Origin of the sequence: Cupriavidus sp. DB3 (assembly GCF_020418465.1) — a bacterium.
Classification (GTDB): Bacteria; Pseudomonadota; Gammaproteobacteria; order Burkholderiales; family Burkholderiaceae; genus Cupriavidus; species Cupriavidus cauae.
On sequence record NZ_JAIZPL010000009.1, the window covers coordinates 1 to 18176 of the forward strand.

Genomic DNA, 18176 nt, shown 5'->3' on the forward strand with positions numbered 1-18176 from the left:
ATCGACTGTGACTGCCGCTATCGAGCGCCCACACTTATCGGTTGTTCGTTTGTTAAAGAACTCACGCGCCGGCTTTGCCGTTCGCGTCGCTGCATTGTCAGCAGCAGAGAAACGAGATTATGCAGAACGTTTCGCTTCTCGTCAACAGGTTGTCAGCACTTTTTTGCTGCGGCTCCAGCACCGCAGCGCTTTCGCCTTCCCCGCCAACCCCGCCGCCGTTCGGCTGCGAGGGGGCGAATATTAAGGGAGGGCGCGGCCGCCTGGCAATACCTTTGTCATCTTTTTATGCCAGGCGGCGCGGCGGCCGCTTCAGCGGTGCTGGAAGTTGGGCGCGCGCTTCTCGACGAAGGCGGCCATGCCCTCCTTCTGATCCTCGGTGGCGAAGGTCGAGTGGAACAACCGGCGCTCCAGGTGCACGCCTTCGCTCAGCGAGGTCTCGTAGGACGCGTTGACCGACTCCTTGATCATCATCACGACCGGCAGCGAGAAGCCGGCAATGGTCTCGGCAGCGGTGACCGCCTCGTCGATCAGCTTGTCGGCCGCCACCACGCGGGACACCAGGCCGGCGCGTTCGGCCTCGGTGGCGTCCATCATGCGCGCGGTCAGGCACAGATCCATCGCCTTGGCCTTGGACACCGCGCGCGGCAGCCGCTGGGTGCCGCCGGCGCCGGGCATCGTGCCGAGCTTGATCTCGGGCTGGCCAAACTTGGCGGTGTCGGCGGCGATCACGATGTCGCACATCATCGCCAGCTCACAGCCGCCGCCGAGCGCGTAACCGGCCACCGCGGCGATCACCGGCTTGCGGATGCGGCGGATCGTCTCCCAGTTGCGGGTGATGTACTCGCCCTTGTAGACATCCATATAGCTGTACTTCGCCATCATGCCGATGTCCGCACCCGCGGCGAAGGCGCGTTCGCTGCCGGTGATCACGATGCAGCCGATGCCCTCGTCCTGGTCGAAGGCCGTCAGCGCGGCGCCCAGTTCGTCCATCAGCGCGTCGTTGAGCGCGTTCAGCGCCTTCGGACGATTCAGCGTGACCAGCCCGACGCGACCACGGTTTTCCACCAGGATGTTCTCGTACGCCATGGGTTTCCTCTGTCTCCAATGAAAAAGGGATGCGGGCCTCGAATGCGAGCCCGGAAGCATCGCTGCGACCCGCAACGATACCCGGCTTCGCCGCCCCGCGGCTATTGCGGACACTACGCGGGCACGACGCGGACACGACACGCTCGCAAACCGGCGGCCGGCCATAGCAAACCGCAAAAGATTAATGCTAACATTTGCCGACCGACTGGTCGGTTAATTAAAACGACCGTCGCGCTTCCCTACAATGCCAGACGGAGCCGCCACCCGGCTCCGATCCAGAACAACCTTCCGGAGCGGCCGCTGCAGCGTCGCCGCAACCGGGACATGGCAGGAGACAAGCCCATGCACGCCACGCCCACGCCGTCGCACCGCACCGCCGTCGAGGCCGGCCCGGTACTGCTCGCCTGGCACGGCGACGTCGCCGTCGTCACGCTGAACCGCCCCGACAAGCTCAACAGCTTCACCCGCGAGATGCATGCCGCGCTGGTGCAGGCGCTGGACCATGCGGAAGCGGGCCACGCGCGCGCCCTGCTGCTGACCGGAGCCGGGCGCGGCTTCTGCGCCGGACAGGATCTGGCGGATCTGGATTTCACGCCGGGCCGCATGACCGATCTGGGCGACCTGATCGACAGCGCCTTCAATCCGCTGGTGCGCCGGCTGCAGTCGATGCCGCTGCCGGTCATCGCCGCGGTCAACGGTACGGCCGCGGGTGCCGGCGCCAATCTGGCGCTGGCCTGCGACATCGTGCTGGCCGCCCGCTCGGCCAGCTTCATCCAGGCCTTCGTCAAGATCGGACTGGTGCCGGATTCGGGCGGCACCTGGTTCCTGCCCAAGCGGCTCGGCATGGCGCGCGCGCTGGGACTGGCCATGACCGGCGACAAGCTGTCGGCTGACGAAGCCGAGAAGTGGGGCCTGATCTGGGAAGCGATGGACGACCCGCTGCTGATGGAACAGGCGCTGGCGCTGGCCACGCACCTGGCCGCGCAGCCGACCCGCGCGCTGGCGGCGATCAAGCGCGCGATATACGCCAGCGCGACGCAGACGCTCGACGCGCAGCTCGACATGGAGCGCGACCTGCAGCGCGCGCTCGGCGGATCGCACGACTACGCGGAGGGCGTCAACGCCTTCCTCGAGAAGCGCGCCCCGCGTTTCACCGGTCAGTAACGCCGCCCCCTCCCCCTTCTTCTCTTCAGGAGATCCGCTTGAGTCCCGATCCGCAAGCGCTGGCCGAAGCGGCCGCGGCCAGCATGTACGAGGCCGACAGCTGCAGCCGCTGGCTCGGCATCACCATCGACGCGATCGCCCCCGGCTATGCCCGGTTGTCGATGCCGGTGCGCAATGAATTCCTGAACGGCCACGGCATCTGCCACGGCGGCCTGATGTTCACGCTGGCCGATTCGTGCTTCGCCTTCGCCTGCAACAGCCACAACCTCAACACGGTCGCCGCCGGCTGCAGCATCGAGTTCCTGAAGCCGGTCCGCGGCGGCGACGTGCTGACCGCCGAGGCAAGCGAGCAGGTCCTGTCGGGCCGGCACGGCATCTACGACATCCGCGTGACGAACCGCGACGGCGAGGTGGTGGCGATGTTCCGCGGCAAGTCGGCGCAGATCAAGGGCCATGTCGTGCCGCCGCCCGAAGCGGGCTGACAACGGCCCGCCTTCCATCGCCCAACCGTTGCAGCCGGCCCGCAGCGATACCCATGGCAACAACCCAGGCAACACCCGGGGCCACACCAGTAGCCACGTCCGTAGCCACACCCCCAAGCGCCACCCATAGCAGGAGAGAACGATGAGCACGCGCCTGACCGATCTGCCGCTGGAGCCGATCGAGACCGCCAGCCGCGACGAATTGCAGGCCTTGCAGCTGCAGCGCCTGAAGTGGTCGCTCGACCATGCGTATCAGCATTCGCCGGTCTATCGGCGCAAGTTCGACGAGGCGGGGGTGCACCCGGAGGATCTGAAATCGCTGGCCGACCTGGCGCGCTTTCCGTTCACCACCAAGCAGGACCTGCGCGACAACTACCCGTTCGGCATGTTTGCGGTGCCGCAGGACCAGGTCGCGCGCATCCACGCCTCCTCGGGCACCACCGGCAAACCCACCGTGGTGGGCTATACGCTGCGCGACATCGACACCTGGGCCACGGTGATGGCGCGCTCGATCCGCGCCTCGGGCGCACGGCGCGGCGACAAGGTCCATATCAGCTACGGCTACGGGCTGTTCACCGGCGGCCTGGGCGCGCACTACGGCGTCGAGAAGGCGGGCCTGACGGCGATCCCCTTCGGCGGCGGCCAGACCGAGCGCCAGGTGCAGCTGATCCAGGACTTCCGCCCCGAGATCATCATGGTGACGCCCAGCTACATGCTGGCGATCGCCGACGAATTCGAGCGCCAGGGGCTCGACCCGGCCGCCAGCTCGCTGCAGGTCGGCATCTTCGGCGCGGAGCCGTGGACGCCCGAGATGCGCGTGGCGATCGAGCGGCGCATGGGCATTTCCGCGGTCGACATCTATGGGTTATCCGAGGTGATGGGCCCGGGCGTGGCCAACGAGTGCGCCGAGACCAAGGACGGCCCGACCATCTGGGAGGACCACTTCTATCCCGAGATCATCGACCCGAACACCGGCGAGGTACTGCCCGACGGCAGCTTCGGGGAGCTGGTGTTCACCTCGCTGAGCAAGGAGGCGCTGCCGATCGTCCGCTATCGCACGCGCGACCTGACCCGGCTGCTGCCCGGTACCGCGCGGCCCGCGTTCCGCCGGATGGAGAAGATCACCGGCCGCTCCGACGACATGATGATCATCCGCGGGGTCAACGTGTTTCCGTCGCAGATCGAGGAACTGATCCTGAAGCACGCCGAACTGGCGCCGCACTACCAGTGCGTGCTCGGCAAGGAGGGCCATCTCGATACGCTGACCGTGCGCGTCGAATGCGCGCATGGCGTCGAGCCCGACACCGTGCGTCAGGCGCGCGATACGTTGACGCACGAGATCAAGGCCTATATCGGCGTGACCGTGGCGCTCGAGATCCTGCCATCGGGCGGGGTCGAGCGCTCGGTCGGCAAGGCGCGGCGGATCGTCGACCAGCGGCCGCGCTGAATCGCGCCGAATCTCGCTGAAGCGCCCTGACCCACGCTTATGGGCGCTGCGGTCCCTGATCCGCGCTAACCCGCGCTAATCCGCGCCAACCAACGCTGAAGCGCGCTGCCCGACGCTGATCGGCGCGACGGCCGCCAACCACGCTGAACCACGCTGCGCCCCGCCGATACCGCGCCTCAGCTGCGCGGCATCAGCACCCACATCCGGCCGGCCTGCTTCATGCGGCCGGCCGTCTCGCCCGCGGCATCGCCCGCGCCCCAGAAGAAGTCGGCCCGCACGCCGCCCTTGATCGCGCTGCCGGTGTCCTGCGCGAACACCAGCCGCTCGATCGGCTCGCTCGACAGCGGCCGCGTGGTCGACAGGAACACCGGCACGCCGAGCGGGATGGTGGCCGGATCGACGGCGATCGAGCGCTCCGGCGTCAGCGGCACGCCCAGCGCGCCGATCGGGCCGTCGTTGTTCGGCGGCAGCTCGCGGAAGAACACATAGCGCGGATTGACGTTCAGCATCTCCTCGACCCGCGCCGGATTGGCGCGCGCCCAGGCCTTGATGCCCTGCATGGTGGCCTGCGCCGGCGTGATCTCGCCCCGGTCCAGCAGCCATTTGCCGAAGGAGCGGAACGGCTGGTCATTGGTGCCGCCGAAGCCGACCCGCATCATGGTGCCGTCGGCCAGGCGAATGCGGCCGGAGCCCTGGATCTGCAGGAAGGCGGCCTCGACCGCGTCGTCGACCCAGACCACCTCGTTGCCGCGCAGCGCCGGATCGCGCAGCAACTGCGCGCGCGGCGGCAGCGGCCGGTTGCCCCATTGCGGCGGCTTGCGGTGCAGCGGGATCTGGTAGGCGCCCTGGCGCGTGCGCGACCCATGCAGGATCGGCTCGTAGTAGCCCGTCACCAGTCCACTGTCGGTGCCGTCGCCGTTGATGACGCGATACGGCTGGAAATGCTGCTCGAAGTAGCCGCGCAGCGCCTGCGGATCGCTGGCATCGACCATCAGCCCGGCCGTGCAGGGGGCGCGCCATTCCGGGCGCTTCTTCAGCGCCTGGCAGCTGGCCTGCAGCGCCGGCCACGCGGCCCGCACGTCGTCGCGCGTCCAGCCGCCGATCTCGCTCCAGCTTGCCGGCTGCAGGCGGCCCTTGCCGCCCGCCCCGGTCACCGGGGGCGTCGGCTGTCCGGTTTCGATGCGCGGCGGCGGACCGCTGACGCAACCGGCCAGCACGGCGGCCGCACCGACGATGGCCCACAGCGCGCGGGCGCCGGGCAGGTGGCTGGCGACGCCGGCAGTGCGGGGAGAGCGGGTGGAAAACAGGGGAAGACGGCGGATGGCGAAAGCGGAGTCGTGGTCAGTCATCGTTTGCGTTGTGGTTGTCGCCCGGCGAGGCGGCGGCGGCAAGGACAGTGGCAAGGTTGGTGGCGCACAGCGGCGCGGACGCGGACCGGCCGGAGGCCGATGCCATACAATGCTCGGGCTGGTTCGGACAGAATTCTGCGGGCAATTTCCGCAGGCGAATCCGCGGGCGGATTCCGCCATGCCGGACCGGCTTTGCCTCGAACGCGGGAATCATCCATGAGTGAATTCTTTCAAGACCATCCCATGCTGCTGTTCGCCCTCGAGGCCGGCGTGGCGCTGTTCCTGCTGATCTTCATCGTCGTCTGGACGATGGGCACGGCGAAGAAGCATCCGCGCCCCAGCCGCGCCCCGGCCGATCACCCGTCGCGCGCGCCTTCGGCGGCGGCGCCGGGCCAATCCGCGCAGGCGGGCCAGGCAAACCACGCCGCGGGCCAGGCGCACAGCAAGGACAACGCGCCGGGCGCCTAGGTTCCGGCGGCGATTCCCACCGCGGCCCGAACCGGTTCCCCGCCGCGCCTCAATGCAGCATGCGCGGCAGCACCAGCGCGAACTCGGGAATCGGCACCTCGAAGCGATGGCCGTCCTCGGCCACGCAGAAATACTTGCCCTTCATCGAGCCGACCGGCGTGGAGATCGTCGCCCAGCTGGTGTACTCGAAATGCTCGCCCGGCTTGAGCAGCGGCTGGTGCCCGACCACGCCGAGCCCCGCCACCTCCTGCGTGGCGTTGTCGCTGTCGGTGATCTGCCAGTGCCGCGAGATCAGTTGGGCCGCGACCTCGCCGGTGTTCTGGATCGTGATGGTGTAGGCAAAGGCATGGCGTCCGTGTTCCGGGTCGGACTGATCGGGCAGATACTGCGTGCGCACGGAAACGGAAAAAGCGTACTCGCTCATTGTGGGGAAGGCCTGTGGCAGGACAAGGGTAGCGGCATTGTGCGGCAAGGGCAGGGGTGCGGCAAGTCGGCCCGGCGCCGCGGCCGGCCCGGACCGGCGTCCGCCCCGCCGCCCTCGCCCGCTGCAAAGGCGGCGTAAAATGGCGCCCTTGTGCGCCGGCCGCACCGGCGGGACGCGCCCTTGCATCCTTGCCACGTCGCCACCCACGTCGCCACGTCGCCGCAACCCGAGCCGCAACCCGAGCCGCAACCCAAGCCGTCACCCAAGCCGTCACCCACGCCATCATGAGCACGCCCACCTACCGCATCGCCCCGTCCATCCTGTCCGCCGACTTCGCCCGCCTGGGCGAGGAAGTGCGCCGCGTCACCGAGGCCGGCGCCGACTGGATCCACTTCGACGTGATGGACAACCACTACGTGCCGAACCTGACGGTCGGCCCGCTGGTCTGCGAGGCGATCCGCCCGCACGTGACCGCACCGATCGACGTGCACCTGATGGTCCGCCCGGTCGACCGCATCATCCCGGACTTCGCCAAGGCCGGCGCCAACATCATCACCTTCCATCCCGAGGCGAGCGATCATGTCGACCGCTCGCTGGCGCTGATCCGCGACCACGGCTGCCAGGCCGGCCTGGTGTTCAACCCGGCCACGCCGCTGCACCATCTTGACCACGTGATGGACCGGCTCGACGTGATCCTGCTGATGTCGGTCAACCCGGGCTTCGGCGGCCAGGCCTTCATCCCCGAGACGCTGAACAAGCTGCGCGCGGTGCGCGAGCGCATCGACGCCTACGCCGCCCGCACCGGGCGCGCGATCCTGCTGGAGGTCGATGGCGGCGTGAAGGTCGAGAACATCGCGCAGATCGCCGCGGCCGGGGCCGACACCTTCGTCGCCGGCTCGGCGGTGTTCGGCAAGCCCGACGCCGACGGCGGCTATCGCGGCGTGCTGTCGGCCTTGCGCGCCGAACTGGCCAAGGCGGGCCAGTGATGGAAGGGGCGACGCTCAAGCGCACCGACTGGCGCGGCATCCGCGGGGCCATCGTCGACCTGGACGGCACCATGGTCGATACCGCGGGCGACTTCCATGCGGCGGTCAACGCAATGCTGCAGGCGCTGTCGCATCTGCATCCGGCGCTTGGGGACATCGCCCCGCTGCCCCTGCCCGAGATCGTCAGCTTCGTCGGCAAGGGCTCGGAGAACCTGATCCGGCGCGTGCTCGACACGCGCCTTCCGCCCGCCGCGGCCAACGGCCTGTTCGCCGACGCGCTGGCGCTGTACAACCGCGAATACCTGCGCATCAACGGCCAGTTCTCGGCGGTCTATCCCGGCGTCGAGGCGGGGCTGGCCGCGCTGAAGGCCGCCGGCCTGCGGCTGGCCTGCGTCACCAACAAGCCGCACGACTTCACCGCGCCGCTGCTGGACAAGTCCGGCCTCGCGCCCTATTTCGAGCTGGTCTACGGCGGCGATGCCTTTCCGTTCCGCAAGCCGGACCCGCTGCCGCTGCTGAAGGTATGCGAGGCGTTCCGCCTCGAACCGGCGCAGATGGTGGCGATCGGCGACTCGGAAAACGACGCGATGGCGGCCCGCGCGGCCGGTATCGGCGTGCTGCTGGTGCCCTATGGCTACAACCATGGCAACCCTGTACAAGGCGTCGACGCCGATGGTATAGTCGGCTCGCTTGTCAAGGCTGCTGAGGTCTTGACGGCACACCGGTAGTCTCCGGGCAGTTTCCGACGCCAGCCCCGGCCGTTCCAATTGCAATGGCGCCGGGCCTCCGGCAATCCGCGAGACCGCCCTCTCCGCATCCCGCGCAGACACCCCGAACACGATTTCATGTTCCTGAACCGCAAACGCATCTTTACTGACAGTGATCGGCAGGCCTGGCCCTGGCGTCGCTGGCGCGCCTGCCAACAGGCGTAAAGTGCGTTCGCGACTGCGCTGATCGCGCCCGTCCGATTCGATCGGCGAGGCGTTTCGATCAGACCGGCGGTCCTTGCCGGCCCGGTTCCCCTTCCCGGCAATCCCTGCTAGCGTTACCCGAACGCGCATTACGCCCCCCTGGCTCGACACGGAGCGACAGCGGAACGACCGGCCCATCGGACCGTCCGCATGCCCCCTCGAGCCGCCCGACGGGGCCGGTGCTTCGGCCATCCAGCCCCTCCCAGAATCGCCCGCCGGGGATCGCGTTGCCGCAGCCCCCGTGCGCCGTCCCAGAGGACCGTCATGACCGAACTCGAATTCAAATCGCTGGCCGACCAGGGCTACAACCGCATTCCGCTGATCGCGGAGGCCTTCGCCGACCTCGAGACGCCGCTGTCGCTGTACCTGAAGCTGGCGCAGTCGCAAACCCGCGGCGTCAACACCTTCCTGCTCGAATCGGTGGTCGGCGGCGAACGCTTCGGCCGCTATTCCTTCATCGGCCTGCATGCGCGCACGCTGCTGCGCGCCTACGGGCAGCGCACCGAGGTGGTGACCGACGGCAAGGTGGTCGAGACCCACGAGGGCAATCCGCTGGACTTCATCGCCGCCTTCGAGCGGCGCTTCAAGGTCGCGCTGCGCCCCGGCCTGCCCCGCTTCTGCGGCGGCCTGGCCGGCTACTTCGGCTACGACACGGTGCGCTATATCGAGAAGAAGCTGGCCGACACGCAGAAGCCCGACGACCTGGGCCTGCCCGATATCCAGCTGCTGCTGTGCGAGGAGCTGGCCGTGATCGACAACCTGTCGGGCAAGCTCTATCTGATCGTCTACGCCGACCCCGGCATGCCCGAGGCCTATTCGCGCGCGCGCCAGCGGCTGCGCGACCTGCGCATGAAGCTGCGCCAGCCGGTCGACGTGCCGGTCACCAGCCCGTCGGTGCAGACCGAGGTCTACCGTGAATTCGACAAGGCCGACTACCTGGCCGCGGTGGCCAAGGCCAAGGAATACATCGCGGCCGGCGACATGATGCAGGTGCAGATCGGCCAGCGGCTGACCAAGCCCTACCGCGACGCGCCGCTGTCGCTGTACCGCGCGCTGCGTTCGCTGAACCCGTCGCCGTACATGTACTTCTACAACTTCGGCGACTTCCAGATCGTCGGCGCCTCGCCGGAGATCCTGGTGCGTCAGGAAACGCGCCGCACCAGCGAACAGGGCGAGACGCGCTCGCGCCGCGTGGTGACGATCCGCCCGCTGGCCGGCACGCGGCCGCGCGGCAATACGCCCGAGCGCGACGCGCAGCTGGCCACGGAGCTGCTCAACGACCCGAAGGAGATCGCCGAGCACGTGATGCTGATCGACCTGGCCCGCAACGACATCGGCCGCATCGCGGAAACCGGCTCGGTCAAGGTCACCGACCAGATGGTGATCGAGAAATACTCGCACGTGCAGCACATCGTCAGCTCGGTCGAGGGCACGCTGAAGGACGGCATCAGCAACCTGGACGTGCTGCGCGCCACCTTCCCCGCCGGCACGCTGAGCGGCGCGCCGAAGGTGCGGGCGATGGAGATCATCGACGAGCTGGAACCGCGCAAGCGCGGCATCTACGGCGGCGCGGTCGGCTATCTGTCGTTCGGCGGCGAGATGGACCTGGCGATCGCGATCCGCACCGGCATCGTCAAGGACGGCAATCTCTATGTGCAGGCGGCCGCCGGCATCGTGGCCGACTCCGATCCCGATGCCGAATGGCGCGAGACGGAGGCCAAGGCGCGCGCGGTGATCCGCGCCGCCGAGCAGGTCCAGGACGGGCTGGACTCGGACTTCGCGTAAGCGACAGGTAGAAGCCGTCGCCCCCGCGAACGCGGGGGCCAGCGGCCCCGTCGCCGCCGCATCGAAGCCATCCGGTTCCCGCCAGCGCGGAAACGACGGCCCTTACTTCACCGCCGCCGGCTCCCGGGCCAAGGTCTGCGGCAGATGCACGTCGGCGATGGTGCCGTCGCCCTCATGGTCGACCACGGCCACCTTGGCCCGCTGCAGCGCGCGAAGCTGCTGGCCCGACACGTTGAAGCTGCGCGCCAGCTCGTCGTCCCGCAGGGCCGGAATCGGCTTGCGCCGATCGAGCCCGGAGAAGCGGTACTGGTTGTACAGCGCCCAGGTCAGCAGCACCACGCCGTTGAACAGTCCCACCACCACGTAGATCGACAGCGTGCCGGCGGTCGGCAGCAGCGCCGACCAGAACGGCACGTCGGGTCCGGCATTGGCGTGCCGCAGCACCGCCAGCAGCCCGGTCACGCACAGGTAGCCGAAGCCGATCCACGCCAGCGCGGTCAGCAGCGCATCGATCAGCCAGCCCAGCCGCGTGCGCCGGGTGCGAACGATCATGTCATCGGGATTCATCACGACCTCATCGACTTGATGCCGCGATCCGGGCTGGTCCAACGGGCACGGCGCCGGGTCTTGAGCATGACTTTGGGAAAGGCCATCAGCGTGGTCAGCATGCCGATCATCCAGAAGGCAAGCGGATACCAGATGGTCCAGTACATCGAACGGCCGAGCTTGGGCTCGTAGCGGCGGTCGATCGCCACGCTGATGGCGAACTGCAGCACGCACACCACCGCCAGCACCATGCCGGTGAAGCCCGGCGGCACCAGCCGCTCGATGTGCAGGTTGTCGGGCAGGTCGACGAAATGGCCGAGCGCCCACAGGATGATCGACATCGCGAAGATGAACGCCCAGCCCGCCGACAGGCAGTACTCGGCCATCAGAGGCCACAGCCGGCGATGGCGCCAGATCCAGATCGAGCGCACGTTCTTCAGGAACACCTCGGCGCCGCCCTGGGCCCAGCGCAGCCGCTGCTTCCACAGCCCGCGCAGCGTCTCCGGCATCAGGATCCAGCACAGCGCGCGCGGCTCGTAGAAGATCGACCAGTGGTCGCGCTGCAGCTTCCAGCTGATGTCGATGTCCTCGGTGATCATGTCCAGGCTCCAGTAGCCGGCGCGATCGAGCGCGCGGCGCCGGAAGGCCGCCACCACGCCGGACACCGTGAAGACCTGGCCATAGACGCGCTGGGTGCGCTTGATCAGCCCGATGATCGAGGAGAACTCGCCCACCTGGATGCGGCCGATCAGCGTCGAACGGGTGCGGATGCGCGGGTTGCCGGTCACCGCGCCGACGCGCGGGTTGTCGACCATCGGCGCGACCAGATAGGCGGCGGCATCCGGATCGAGCACCGCGTCGCCGTCGATGCAGACCAGATACTCGCCGCGCGCGGCCAGCGCGCCCATGCGCAGCGCCATCGCCTTGCCCTGGTTCTGGGCCAGGTGGACCACGCGCAGCCGCTCGTGCTTCGCCGCCATCGCGTCGAGCAGCGCGCCGGTGCCGTCGCGCGAGCCGTCGTTGATGGCGATCACCTCGAAGTTCGGATAGCGCTGCGCCAGCGCGGCGCGCAGCGTTTCCTCGCCGTTCTTCTCCTCGTTGAAGCACGGCACCAGGATCGAGATGAAGGGCTCGCCTGCCACCTTGGGCGGCTGGCGATCCTCATCCCAGGACCACTTGCGTTCCCAGTGCCACCAGTAATAGACGCCGCCGGCCATCCACAGCCCCGACATGAACAGCGGGTAGAAGAAGACGAAGGCAAGCAGCAGGTCGCCGGTCGCCACCACGGCCAGGCCGATCGGCAGGCCGAGCGCGATGCACAGGACGATCAGGGCAAATAGACGTTCGATCATGGCGCGGGATACCAGGCGTTGGACAGCGCCGGCCGGATCACGTCGAGCCGAGGCTGGTTGTTATGGAAGTCGTCCGGGTAGTAGCCGAAGCTGCGGGCGCCGCGGCGCTGCAGGCGCTGCATCCAGCCCGCCAGCACGGCGCTGTCCACCGGCGGCGCATCGGCCTTGCGCCAGTCGCGGCCCTGCAGCTCGAACACCGTGCGGCGCAGCGCGCCGGGACGCCGGGCCACGGTGTCGACCAGCGAGTCCAGCCAGGCGTTCTCCTTGCCGGCCGGGACCTGCTCCATGTAGGGCATGGCCATCGGCGCGGTCCAGTCGTAGGCGCCGAGGAAGTCGTCGAGGTTCTGCGCGAACCAGGCCTCGCTCTCCGGCTGCAGGATCGGCGCGGCGAAGATATTGCGCGCGGTCTTGATCGCCGGGCCGCGAATGGCGCGCACCTTGGCGGTCAGCTCGTGCGTGAAGTCGACCAGGGCACGGCTCTTGAATCGCGTCCAGCGCTGCATCGTTTCCGGATTCGCGCGCAGGGCCTCGATCGAGTCGGGCAGCCCGGCCTTGCGATATGCCGCGAGGGCCGGCGCGCTGGCATCCTCGAAGTCGCTCAGCAGCGCGTCGTCGTGGAACAGGATGCCGTCGAACATCGCATGGCGCGCCAGGTCCTCGTACAGCTCGCCGATGCGCTGGCGGGCCACCGGATCGAACGGCGACAGGCGGCGGTACTGCTTCGGGTCGACGTCGGTGCGGCCGCTCTCTGGATCCCAGCGCGTCACGCGGGCGATCGACTTGTCCAGGTCCAGGCTCAGCACCGGCATCCACGCATAGAGCTTGACGTCGGCGCGGTTGCGCAGCTGCCAGGCCACGCGGTTGAACAGGTCGGCGCGGACCGGCAGCACGCGGTTGGGAAAGTAGACCGACTTCACCAGGCCGCTGGCATCCGGATCGGCGAAGGCCTGCAGGAACACCGTGTCGATCTTCAGATCGAAGATGCGCTGCACCAGCTTGTCCAGGTTGCGGTCCATCTGCGCCGGATCGGCGTCGTAGACGTAGTCCAGGTCCACGTGGGCGACGCGCATGGTCTGCTGCTCGTCCATGTCCACCACCGACTGCGCGAAGCTGCGCAGGCCCGGATCGTTGGCCAGCAGCATGCGGGCGCCCGACATCATGCGATCAACCCTGGCCAGTCCGTCCTCCAGCGTCAGCGCCATCTGGTAGCCGTTCTCGCCGATGATGCGCAGCGCCGTGCCGCCCTCGGCGCCATACGGCCAGATCCAGACGCGCACCGGCTTGCCGGTGATGCGGTGAACCTTCTCGGTGATCCGCTTGACGTCGTTGCGCACGCGGGCCTCGTAGGCGGCATCGGTCTCGTACTTGCCGGTCTGCTTGTCGAAGGCGCGCACCGCCGCGACCGGCTGCGTGTTCCCTTGCGGGTTGGCCAGCACGCCGTAGTGATGCGCGTCGGTGTGCGCGCCGATCTCGACCAGCCCCGAGGCGGCGATCTCGCGCACCTGCTGCCAGGTCAGCATGCGATCGCGCTCGGTGGGCTTGCCGCCGAAATCGACCGGCTCGGTATCCGGCGTGTCGAGCCACACGCCGACCGGTGCCAGCACGGCGGGCCAGCGATAGGCCTTCAGGATCGGCAGCACGCGCGTATAGAAGCTGCGATAGCCGTCGTCGAAGGTCAGCAGCACGGCGCGGTCGGGCAGCGCCGGCCCGCCGTTGCGCGCGGCGAGGATCTGGTCGACGGTGACCGGCCGGTAGCCGTTCTCGCGCAGCCACGCCAGTTGCTCGATCAGATGGTCGGTGCGCACGCTCAGGTAGGCCTGGTCGGCGTCCTTGTCCTCGACGTCGTGGTACGCCAGCACCGCGACATGGTTGCGCGGCCAGGGCTGCTCGGCGTTGGCGACGGGGCGTTCGGCCGGCGGCGTGAACACCGGAATGTCCTTGGCGCAGGCGGCCAGCAGCATGGTGGCGACAGCCAGCAAGAGCAGCAGAAAAGCGCGATAGGGGCGCATCAAGGTTGCGTCCATGGCATGCATCCCGTTCAGAATCGATAGGTCAGGTCGAACACGATGCGCAGTTCGCGCTCGCGCCGGCCGTCGTAGGGGCGGCTGGTGCCGGTGATCGTGGCGCCGACGTCGAACACGTCGTTGGCGCGGAAGCGCTGGCCGTAGCCGATCAGCATCATGGCGCCGGTGCCGAAGCCGCGTTGCGCGTAGGCGCCCACGCCGGCCAGGAACTGCTGCTCCCAGGCGGTCTCGTAGCGGCGGTACAGCGTGTGGGTCAGCCGCACCGACGGCAGCATCGTCAGGTCCGAGCGCGGGTTGTAGTACGGCGTGTCCTCGCGCGTATTGCGCGAGGCCCACAGATCCACCAGCAGATCGGCCTTCAGATGCGGCGCGGTGTAGAAGCGCTGCACGCCGGTCACGCCGGCCTCGAGCCGGTCGTTGCCGTCGCTGAAGCGCGACGGCGCCACCGTGAACAGCCATTCGCTGCGCTCGCTGGCGCGGTAGCGCGTGAACACCGACAGCGTGTCGGCATAGATGCCTTGCTTGAGCGCGCGCAGCGGCGTGCCGGTCGAGCGCAGCGCGCCCGATGCGCCCACCTGCCAGCGGTCGTCGATGTCGTACTGCGCCGACAGCCGGCCGCCGGCACGGCCACCGCCGCCATACGAATGCGTGGAAACCTCGCCCTCGAGGGTCAGGTCGCGCACGCGGTACTGCACGCCGGTACGCGCCCAGCGGTAGTCGACGTTGCCCTCGTCGAAGCGTCCGGTCGCATAGCCGATACCGCCGAAGGCGCGCCAGTCATAGTTGATGGGCGGGCTGTACAGCACGGCCTCGATGCCGAAGTTGCCGTTGCCGACCACCTCGCTGTCATTTGCCAGGCCGCGATAGCCCTCGATGCGCAGTTCGGCCTTGTTGTGCACGTTCCATTCGCGATCGAGGCGCTTGACGGCCAGGTCCTCGGGATAGCGGGCCAGCGTGTCGTTGCGCAGCATCTCCGCCTGGCGCCACTCCTGCAGATCGAGCGCGGCGTGGCCCTGCTGGACCTCGAGCGGCACGCTGCGCGGGTCCAGCGTTTCGGCGAGCTTCAGCTCGCTCTCGGCGCGGCGCGGCCAGGCGCGCGCCCGGTAGACGTCGGCCAGCGCGACGCGCAGGCCCGAGTTGGCCGGCGCCTTCTGCACCAGTTCCTCCAGCTGCTGCTGCGCGTCGATGGTGTCGTCCGCCTGCCGGCGCGATTGCGCACGGACCTGAGCGGCGTCCAGCCACAGGTCGTTCGGCTGCGCGGCCGGCTGGCCCTGCACCCAGCGCCAGCGCGGCTGCTCGGCGCTCGCCTGCTGCACCACGTCGCCGGCCGGCGGGAATTTCTCGGCCTCGGCGTGCGAGTAGTACAGCCCGGTCTGCGCCGCCAGCCGCGCCTCGGTGTCGCCCTCCGGCGGATAGGCCTCGCTCAGCGCCCGCTGATACAGCTGCTCGGATTGTTCGGGCTGGCGCAGATACAAATAGGCGGCGGCGACATCGGTCAGCGCGTAGGCCGGCACCTGCACGCCCTCGGCGCGCAGCGACTCGTATTCGTCGACCACCTCGCGCATGCGCACGCGGGCATGCAGCGCGGCCAGCCGGTCGACGCGCGCGCGGCGCAGTTCGCTCTCGCCCTGCGGCCCGAGCGCGCGCAGTTGCGGCATCAGTTCGTCATAGCGCGCCAGCGCGCGGTCGGCGATGGCGAAGCGCTCGGCCTCGGTGCGGGTCGGCTTGTCGGCAAGACGCACCTGCTCGGCGACCGCGTCCAGCTGCAGCGACAGCCAGTCCATCCGGTCCAGCAGGCCGGGACGCTCGCCGGCGATGCGCAGCGCGGCCTCCGGCAGGCCGGCATGCTGCAGCGTGCGGACGTATTCGCGCACGATGTCGTTGCGCTGCGGCGCCAGCGTATTGGCCTTGTCGGCCTCGTACAGCGCCTCGTAGGGTTCCCGGGCGCGGATATGGGCGTACGCCAGCGCGATGCGGGCATCGGCGTTCGACGGCTGGCGGCGCACCAGCGCCCGGCCGGCGGAGATGGCGTCGGCGGTGCGGCCGCTGTCGGCCAGCGTCAGGATCTCGCCCAGCACGAAGTCCTGGCGCGCCGGGAAGCGCTGCTGGCCTTCCCGGTAGCGCGCCAGCGACGCGTCCCACTGGCGCTCGTCGCGATGCGCGCGGGCCAGCGCGGCCAGCGCCTCGGGGGGCAGTTGCGCGGCGTCGCCCAGCTGGCGGTACGTCTCGAGAACCTCGGCCGGGCGACCCGCCCAGCCGGCGATGATCATGCGGTCCCAGGCGGCGCGGCGATCGGTCGGTGCCTGCGCCAGCCGCTCGCGCAGCGCGGTCAGGGCCGGCTCGTGGTCGCCGGCGCGGGCGCGCTGGATCAGGGCATCGTATTGCTGGTCGGCCTGCGCCGGTGCGGCATGCGCCGGCACCGCCAGGCAGGACATCGCCGCCGCCAGCCCGACGGCCAGCTGCACCGGGGTACGCCGCCGCAACGTCTGCAAACGGCGGGTATCGGCCGGAACGCGGGCAGGAGAGCGCGAATGACGCGTCATCAATGACTCCATGGGGACTCCGCAGCCTGTCTCGCTGTGATGGTCAAGCGCCCGCGGCGTGCCATCGAAGCGCGCACGCGAGTCCGTTATCGGCTAGGAAGAGGCGGCACGAGGGCACGGAACCCGATCGGGTCTGTCCCGCCTGCGGAGATCGACGGGGGAGGACCTACGGGATCCGGCGGGCACCGAAGAACCGCGCCGGATGGCCATCCGCAGCAGGGATGGCGTCGTGCAACCGCAAGCGCAAATGAAGCGCAAGGTGCGGAGCCGCAAAACTTCGCAAAGTGTAGTGAAGAAGCTGAAAATCGATTGTGAACGATGGAAAACACGCCAAATTCCGCCGCCGCAGCCCCCTACCTTGGTCGGGGATTGCGGGACGGGCCCGCCGCCGGTCGGCGCTCGCGCTCGACACCGGCATGCGAGGCAAGTTAAAGTAGCGACTTCGTTCCGGATGCGCGGTGTCCCACAGAGCGTCGCTTTCCGTGTAACCTCCTACACGCATCCCGAATCACCCGATCCCCGATCACCCAATCGCCTGACGCAGAACCACGATGACCTTCCGGGCTCCGACCGTTTCGTCGCATTCGTCCCGTTGGTGGCGCTTCCACTAGGAAGCGGCACGTCGTTGCGTTCTTGTTCGCACCTTGCCGCCGTTCCGGTTGGCAAACGTGCGGTCCGACAGCTCACCGGTGCGGCGGCTCCTAGATACCCCAGGAGATCTGCCGATGCCGTCGAATCCCTCCCCCGCTTCAATCGTTTCGAATTCCGCCGCGCGCATGCCTGCGCCGGGGACGCTTGCCGCTTCGTGCATTCATGCGTCCATGCGCGGTCCGTCCACGCACGCCGTACGCGCCTTCCGTTTCCACCAACATCAAGCCGGGTGAATCATGCTGCTGATGATCGACAACTACGACTCGTTCACCTACAACCTGGTGCAGTACTTCGGCGAGCTCGGCGCCGACGTGCGGACCCACCGCAACGACGAGATCACGATCGAGGAAATCGAGGCGCTGGCGCCCGAGCGCATCTGCATCTCGCCCGGTCCGTGCAGCCCGGCCGAGGCCGGCATCTCGGTGGCCGTGCTCAAGCACTTTGCCGGCAAGCTGCCGATCCTCGGCGTGTGCCTGGGCCACCAGGCGATCGGCGAGGCGTTCGGCGGCAAGGTGATCCGCGCCAAGCAGGTGATGCACGGCAAGGTCAGCCGCATCGAAACCACGCAGCAGGGCGTGTTCGCCGGCCTGCCGAAGGCGTTCGACGTGACGCGCTATCATTCGCTGGCGATCGAGCGCGAGACGCTGCCCGACTGTCTTGAAGTCACCGCGTGGACGCCCGACGGCGAGATCATGGGCGTGCGGCACAAGCAGTTTGCGATCGAGGGCGTGCAGTTCCATCCCGAATCGATCCTGTCCGAACACGGACACACGCTGCTGGATAACTTCCTGAAGGTGGCGCGATGAAACGGCTCGATGCCCCGCTCGCGCCTGCCCTTGCTGCCTCTGCCCTTGCCGCCCTTGCTCCTGCGCCTTCACGCGACCGATCGAACGAACCC

At 68.7% G+C, this 18176-nt stretch carries 16 protein-coding genes; 9 read left to right on the plus strand and 7 right to left on the minus strand.

The window, feature by feature from the left end; all coding sequences use genetic code 11:
• On the plus strand, nucleotides 1-244 hold a 244-nt coding region (locus tag K7G19_RS23365; protein ID WP_226109424.1), incomplete at its 5' end, for a hypothetical protein.
• Nucleotides 245-309: 65 nt separating this feature from the next.
• Here K7G19_RS23365 and K7G19_RS23370 read toward each other — a convergent pair.
• The gene (locus K7G19_RS23370) at nucleotides 310-1086 is read right to left on the minus strand and encodes an enoyl-CoA hydratase (protein WP_226109426.1); all 777 of its coding nucleotides are present in this window, start codon (nucleotides 1084-1086) and stop codon (nucleotides 310-312) included.
• Nucleotides 1087-1428: 342 nt separating this feature from the next.
• Here K7G19_RS23370 and paaG point away from each other — a divergent pair, with 342 nt between their 5' ends.
• From paaG to paaK, 3 genes are all read left to right on the plus strand, one after another.
• Nucleotides 1429-2250, plus strand: coding sequence for a 2-(1,2-epoxy-1,2-dihydrophenyl)acetyl-CoA isomerase PaaG (paaG, locus tag K7G19_RS23375; RefSeq protein ID WP_150082558.1), 822 nt, complete (start codon nucleotides 1429-1431; stop codon nucleotides 2248-2250).
• Between the two features lie 38 nt (nucleotides 2251-2288).
• Nucleotides 2289-2732: a hydroxyphenylacetyl-CoA thioesterase PaaI gene (gene paaI / locus K7G19_RS23380; RefSeq protein WP_226109428.1), complete on the plus strand. Its 444-nt coding sequence runs from the start codon at nucleotides 2289-2291 to the stop codon at nucleotides 2730-2732.
• 142 nt (nucleotides 2733-2874) lie between these two features.
• Nucleotides 2875-4179 (plus strand): phenylacetate--CoA ligase PaaK, encoded by a 1305-nt coding sequence (gene paaK, locus K7G19_RS23385; protein ID WP_149319637.1) that lies wholly within the window; start codon nucleotides 2875-2877, stop codon nucleotides 4177-4179.
• 176 nt (nucleotides 4180-4355) lie between these two features.
• Here the strand turns inward: paaK and K7G19_RS23390 are convergent, their stop codons facing one another.
• Nucleotides 4356-5528, minus strand: coding sequence for a murein transglycosylase A (locus tag K7G19_RS23390; protein ID WP_150082561.1), 1173 nt, complete (start codon nucleotides 5526-5528; stop codon nucleotides 4356-4358).
• Between the two features lie 216 nt (nucleotides 5529-5744).
• On the opposite strand from K7G19_RS23390, the gene K7G19_RS23395 reads away from it, so the two are divergent.
• Nucleotides 5745-5996, plus strand: a complete 252-nt coding sequence (locus K7G19_RS23395) for a hypothetical protein (RefSeq protein ID WP_149319639.1) — start codon at nucleotides 5745-5747, stop codon at nucleotides 5994-5996.
• Between the two features lie 49 nt (nucleotides 5997-6045).
• Here the strand turns inward: K7G19_RS23395 and apaG are convergent, their stop codons facing one another.
• Nucleotides 6046-6420: a Co2+/Mg2+ efflux protein ApaG gene (gene apaG, locus K7G19_RS23400; protein WP_006579374.1), complete on the minus strand. Its 375-nt coding sequence runs from the start codon at nucleotides 6418-6420 to the stop codon at nucleotides 6046-6048.
• Between the two features lie 284 nt (nucleotides 6421-6704).
• Here apaG and rpe point away from each other — a divergent pair, with 284 nt between their 5' ends.
• The 3 genes from rpe to trpE all read left to right on the plus strand — a co-directional run bounded on the left by rpe (nucleotide 6705) and on the right by trpE (nucleotide 10162).
• Nucleotides 6705-7406: a ribulose-phosphate 3-epimerase gene (gene rpe / locus K7G19_RS23405; RefSeq protein WP_226109430.1), complete on the plus strand. Its 702-nt coding sequence runs from the start codon at nucleotides 6705-6707 to the stop codon at nucleotides 7404-7406.
• A complete protein-coding gene (gene gph / locus K7G19_RS23410; protein WP_226109431.1) occupies nucleotides 7406-8134 on the plus strand; it encodes a phosphoglycolate phosphatase in 729 nt (242 codons plus the stop codon). Before rpe ends, gph begins: the two co-directional genes overlap by 1 nt.
• A gap of 507 nt (nucleotides 8135-8641) precedes the next feature.
• Complete coding sequence (trpE, locus tag K7G19_RS23415; protein ID WP_226109432.1) at nucleotides 8642-10162, plus strand: anthranilate synthase component I; 1521 nt, start codon at nucleotides 8642-8644, stop codon at nucleotides 10160-10162.
• Nucleotides 10163-10264: 102 nt separating this feature from the next.
• Here the strand turns inward: trpE and pgaD are convergent, their stop codons facing one another.
• The 4 genes from pgaD to pgaA are packed head-to-tail and all read right to left on the minus strand — an operon-like array spanning nucleotide 10265 to nucleotide 16627.
• Nucleotides 10265-10729, minus strand: a complete 465-nt coding sequence (gene pgaD, locus K7G19_RS23420) for a poly-beta-1,6-N-acetyl-D-glucosamine biosynthesis protein PgaD (RefSeq protein ID WP_149319643.1) — start codon at nucleotides 10727-10729, stop codon at nucleotides 10265-10267.
• The gene (gene pgaC, locus K7G19_RS23425; protein WP_149319644.1) at nucleotides 10729-12060 is read right to left on the minus strand and encodes a poly-beta-1,6-N-acetyl-D-glucosamine synthase; all 1332 of its coding nucleotides are present in this window, start codon (nucleotides 12058-12060) and stop codon (nucleotides 10729-10731) included. Before pgaC ends, pgaD begins: the two co-directional genes overlap by 1 nt.
• Complete coding sequence (gene pgaB / locus K7G19_RS23430) at nucleotides 12057-14084, minus strand: poly-beta-1,6-N-acetyl-D-glucosamine N-deacetylase PgaB (RefSeq protein WP_226109433.1); 2028 nt, start codon at nucleotides 14082-14084, stop codon at nucleotides 12057-12059. Before pgaB ends, pgaC begins: the two co-directional genes overlap by 4 nt.
• Before the next feature lie 14 nt (nucleotides 14085-14098).
• Nucleotides 14099-16627 (minus strand): poly-beta-1,6 N-acetyl-D-glucosamine export porin PgaA, encoded by a 2529-nt coding sequence (pgaA, locus tag K7G19_RS23435; protein WP_226109434.1) that lies wholly within the window; start codon nucleotides 16625-16627, stop codon nucleotides 14099-14101.
• A gap of 887 nt (nucleotides 16628-17514) precedes the next feature.
• On the opposite strand from pgaA, the gene K7G19_RS23440 reads away from it, so the two are divergent.
• On the plus strand, nucleotides 17515-18084 hold the full coding sequence (locus tag K7G19_RS23440) for an aminodeoxychorismate/anthranilate synthase component II (RefSeq protein WP_149319646.1): 570 nt from the start codon (nucleotides 17515-17517) through the stop codon (nucleotides 18082-18084).
• Nucleotides 18085-18176 lie beyond the last annotated feature (92 nt).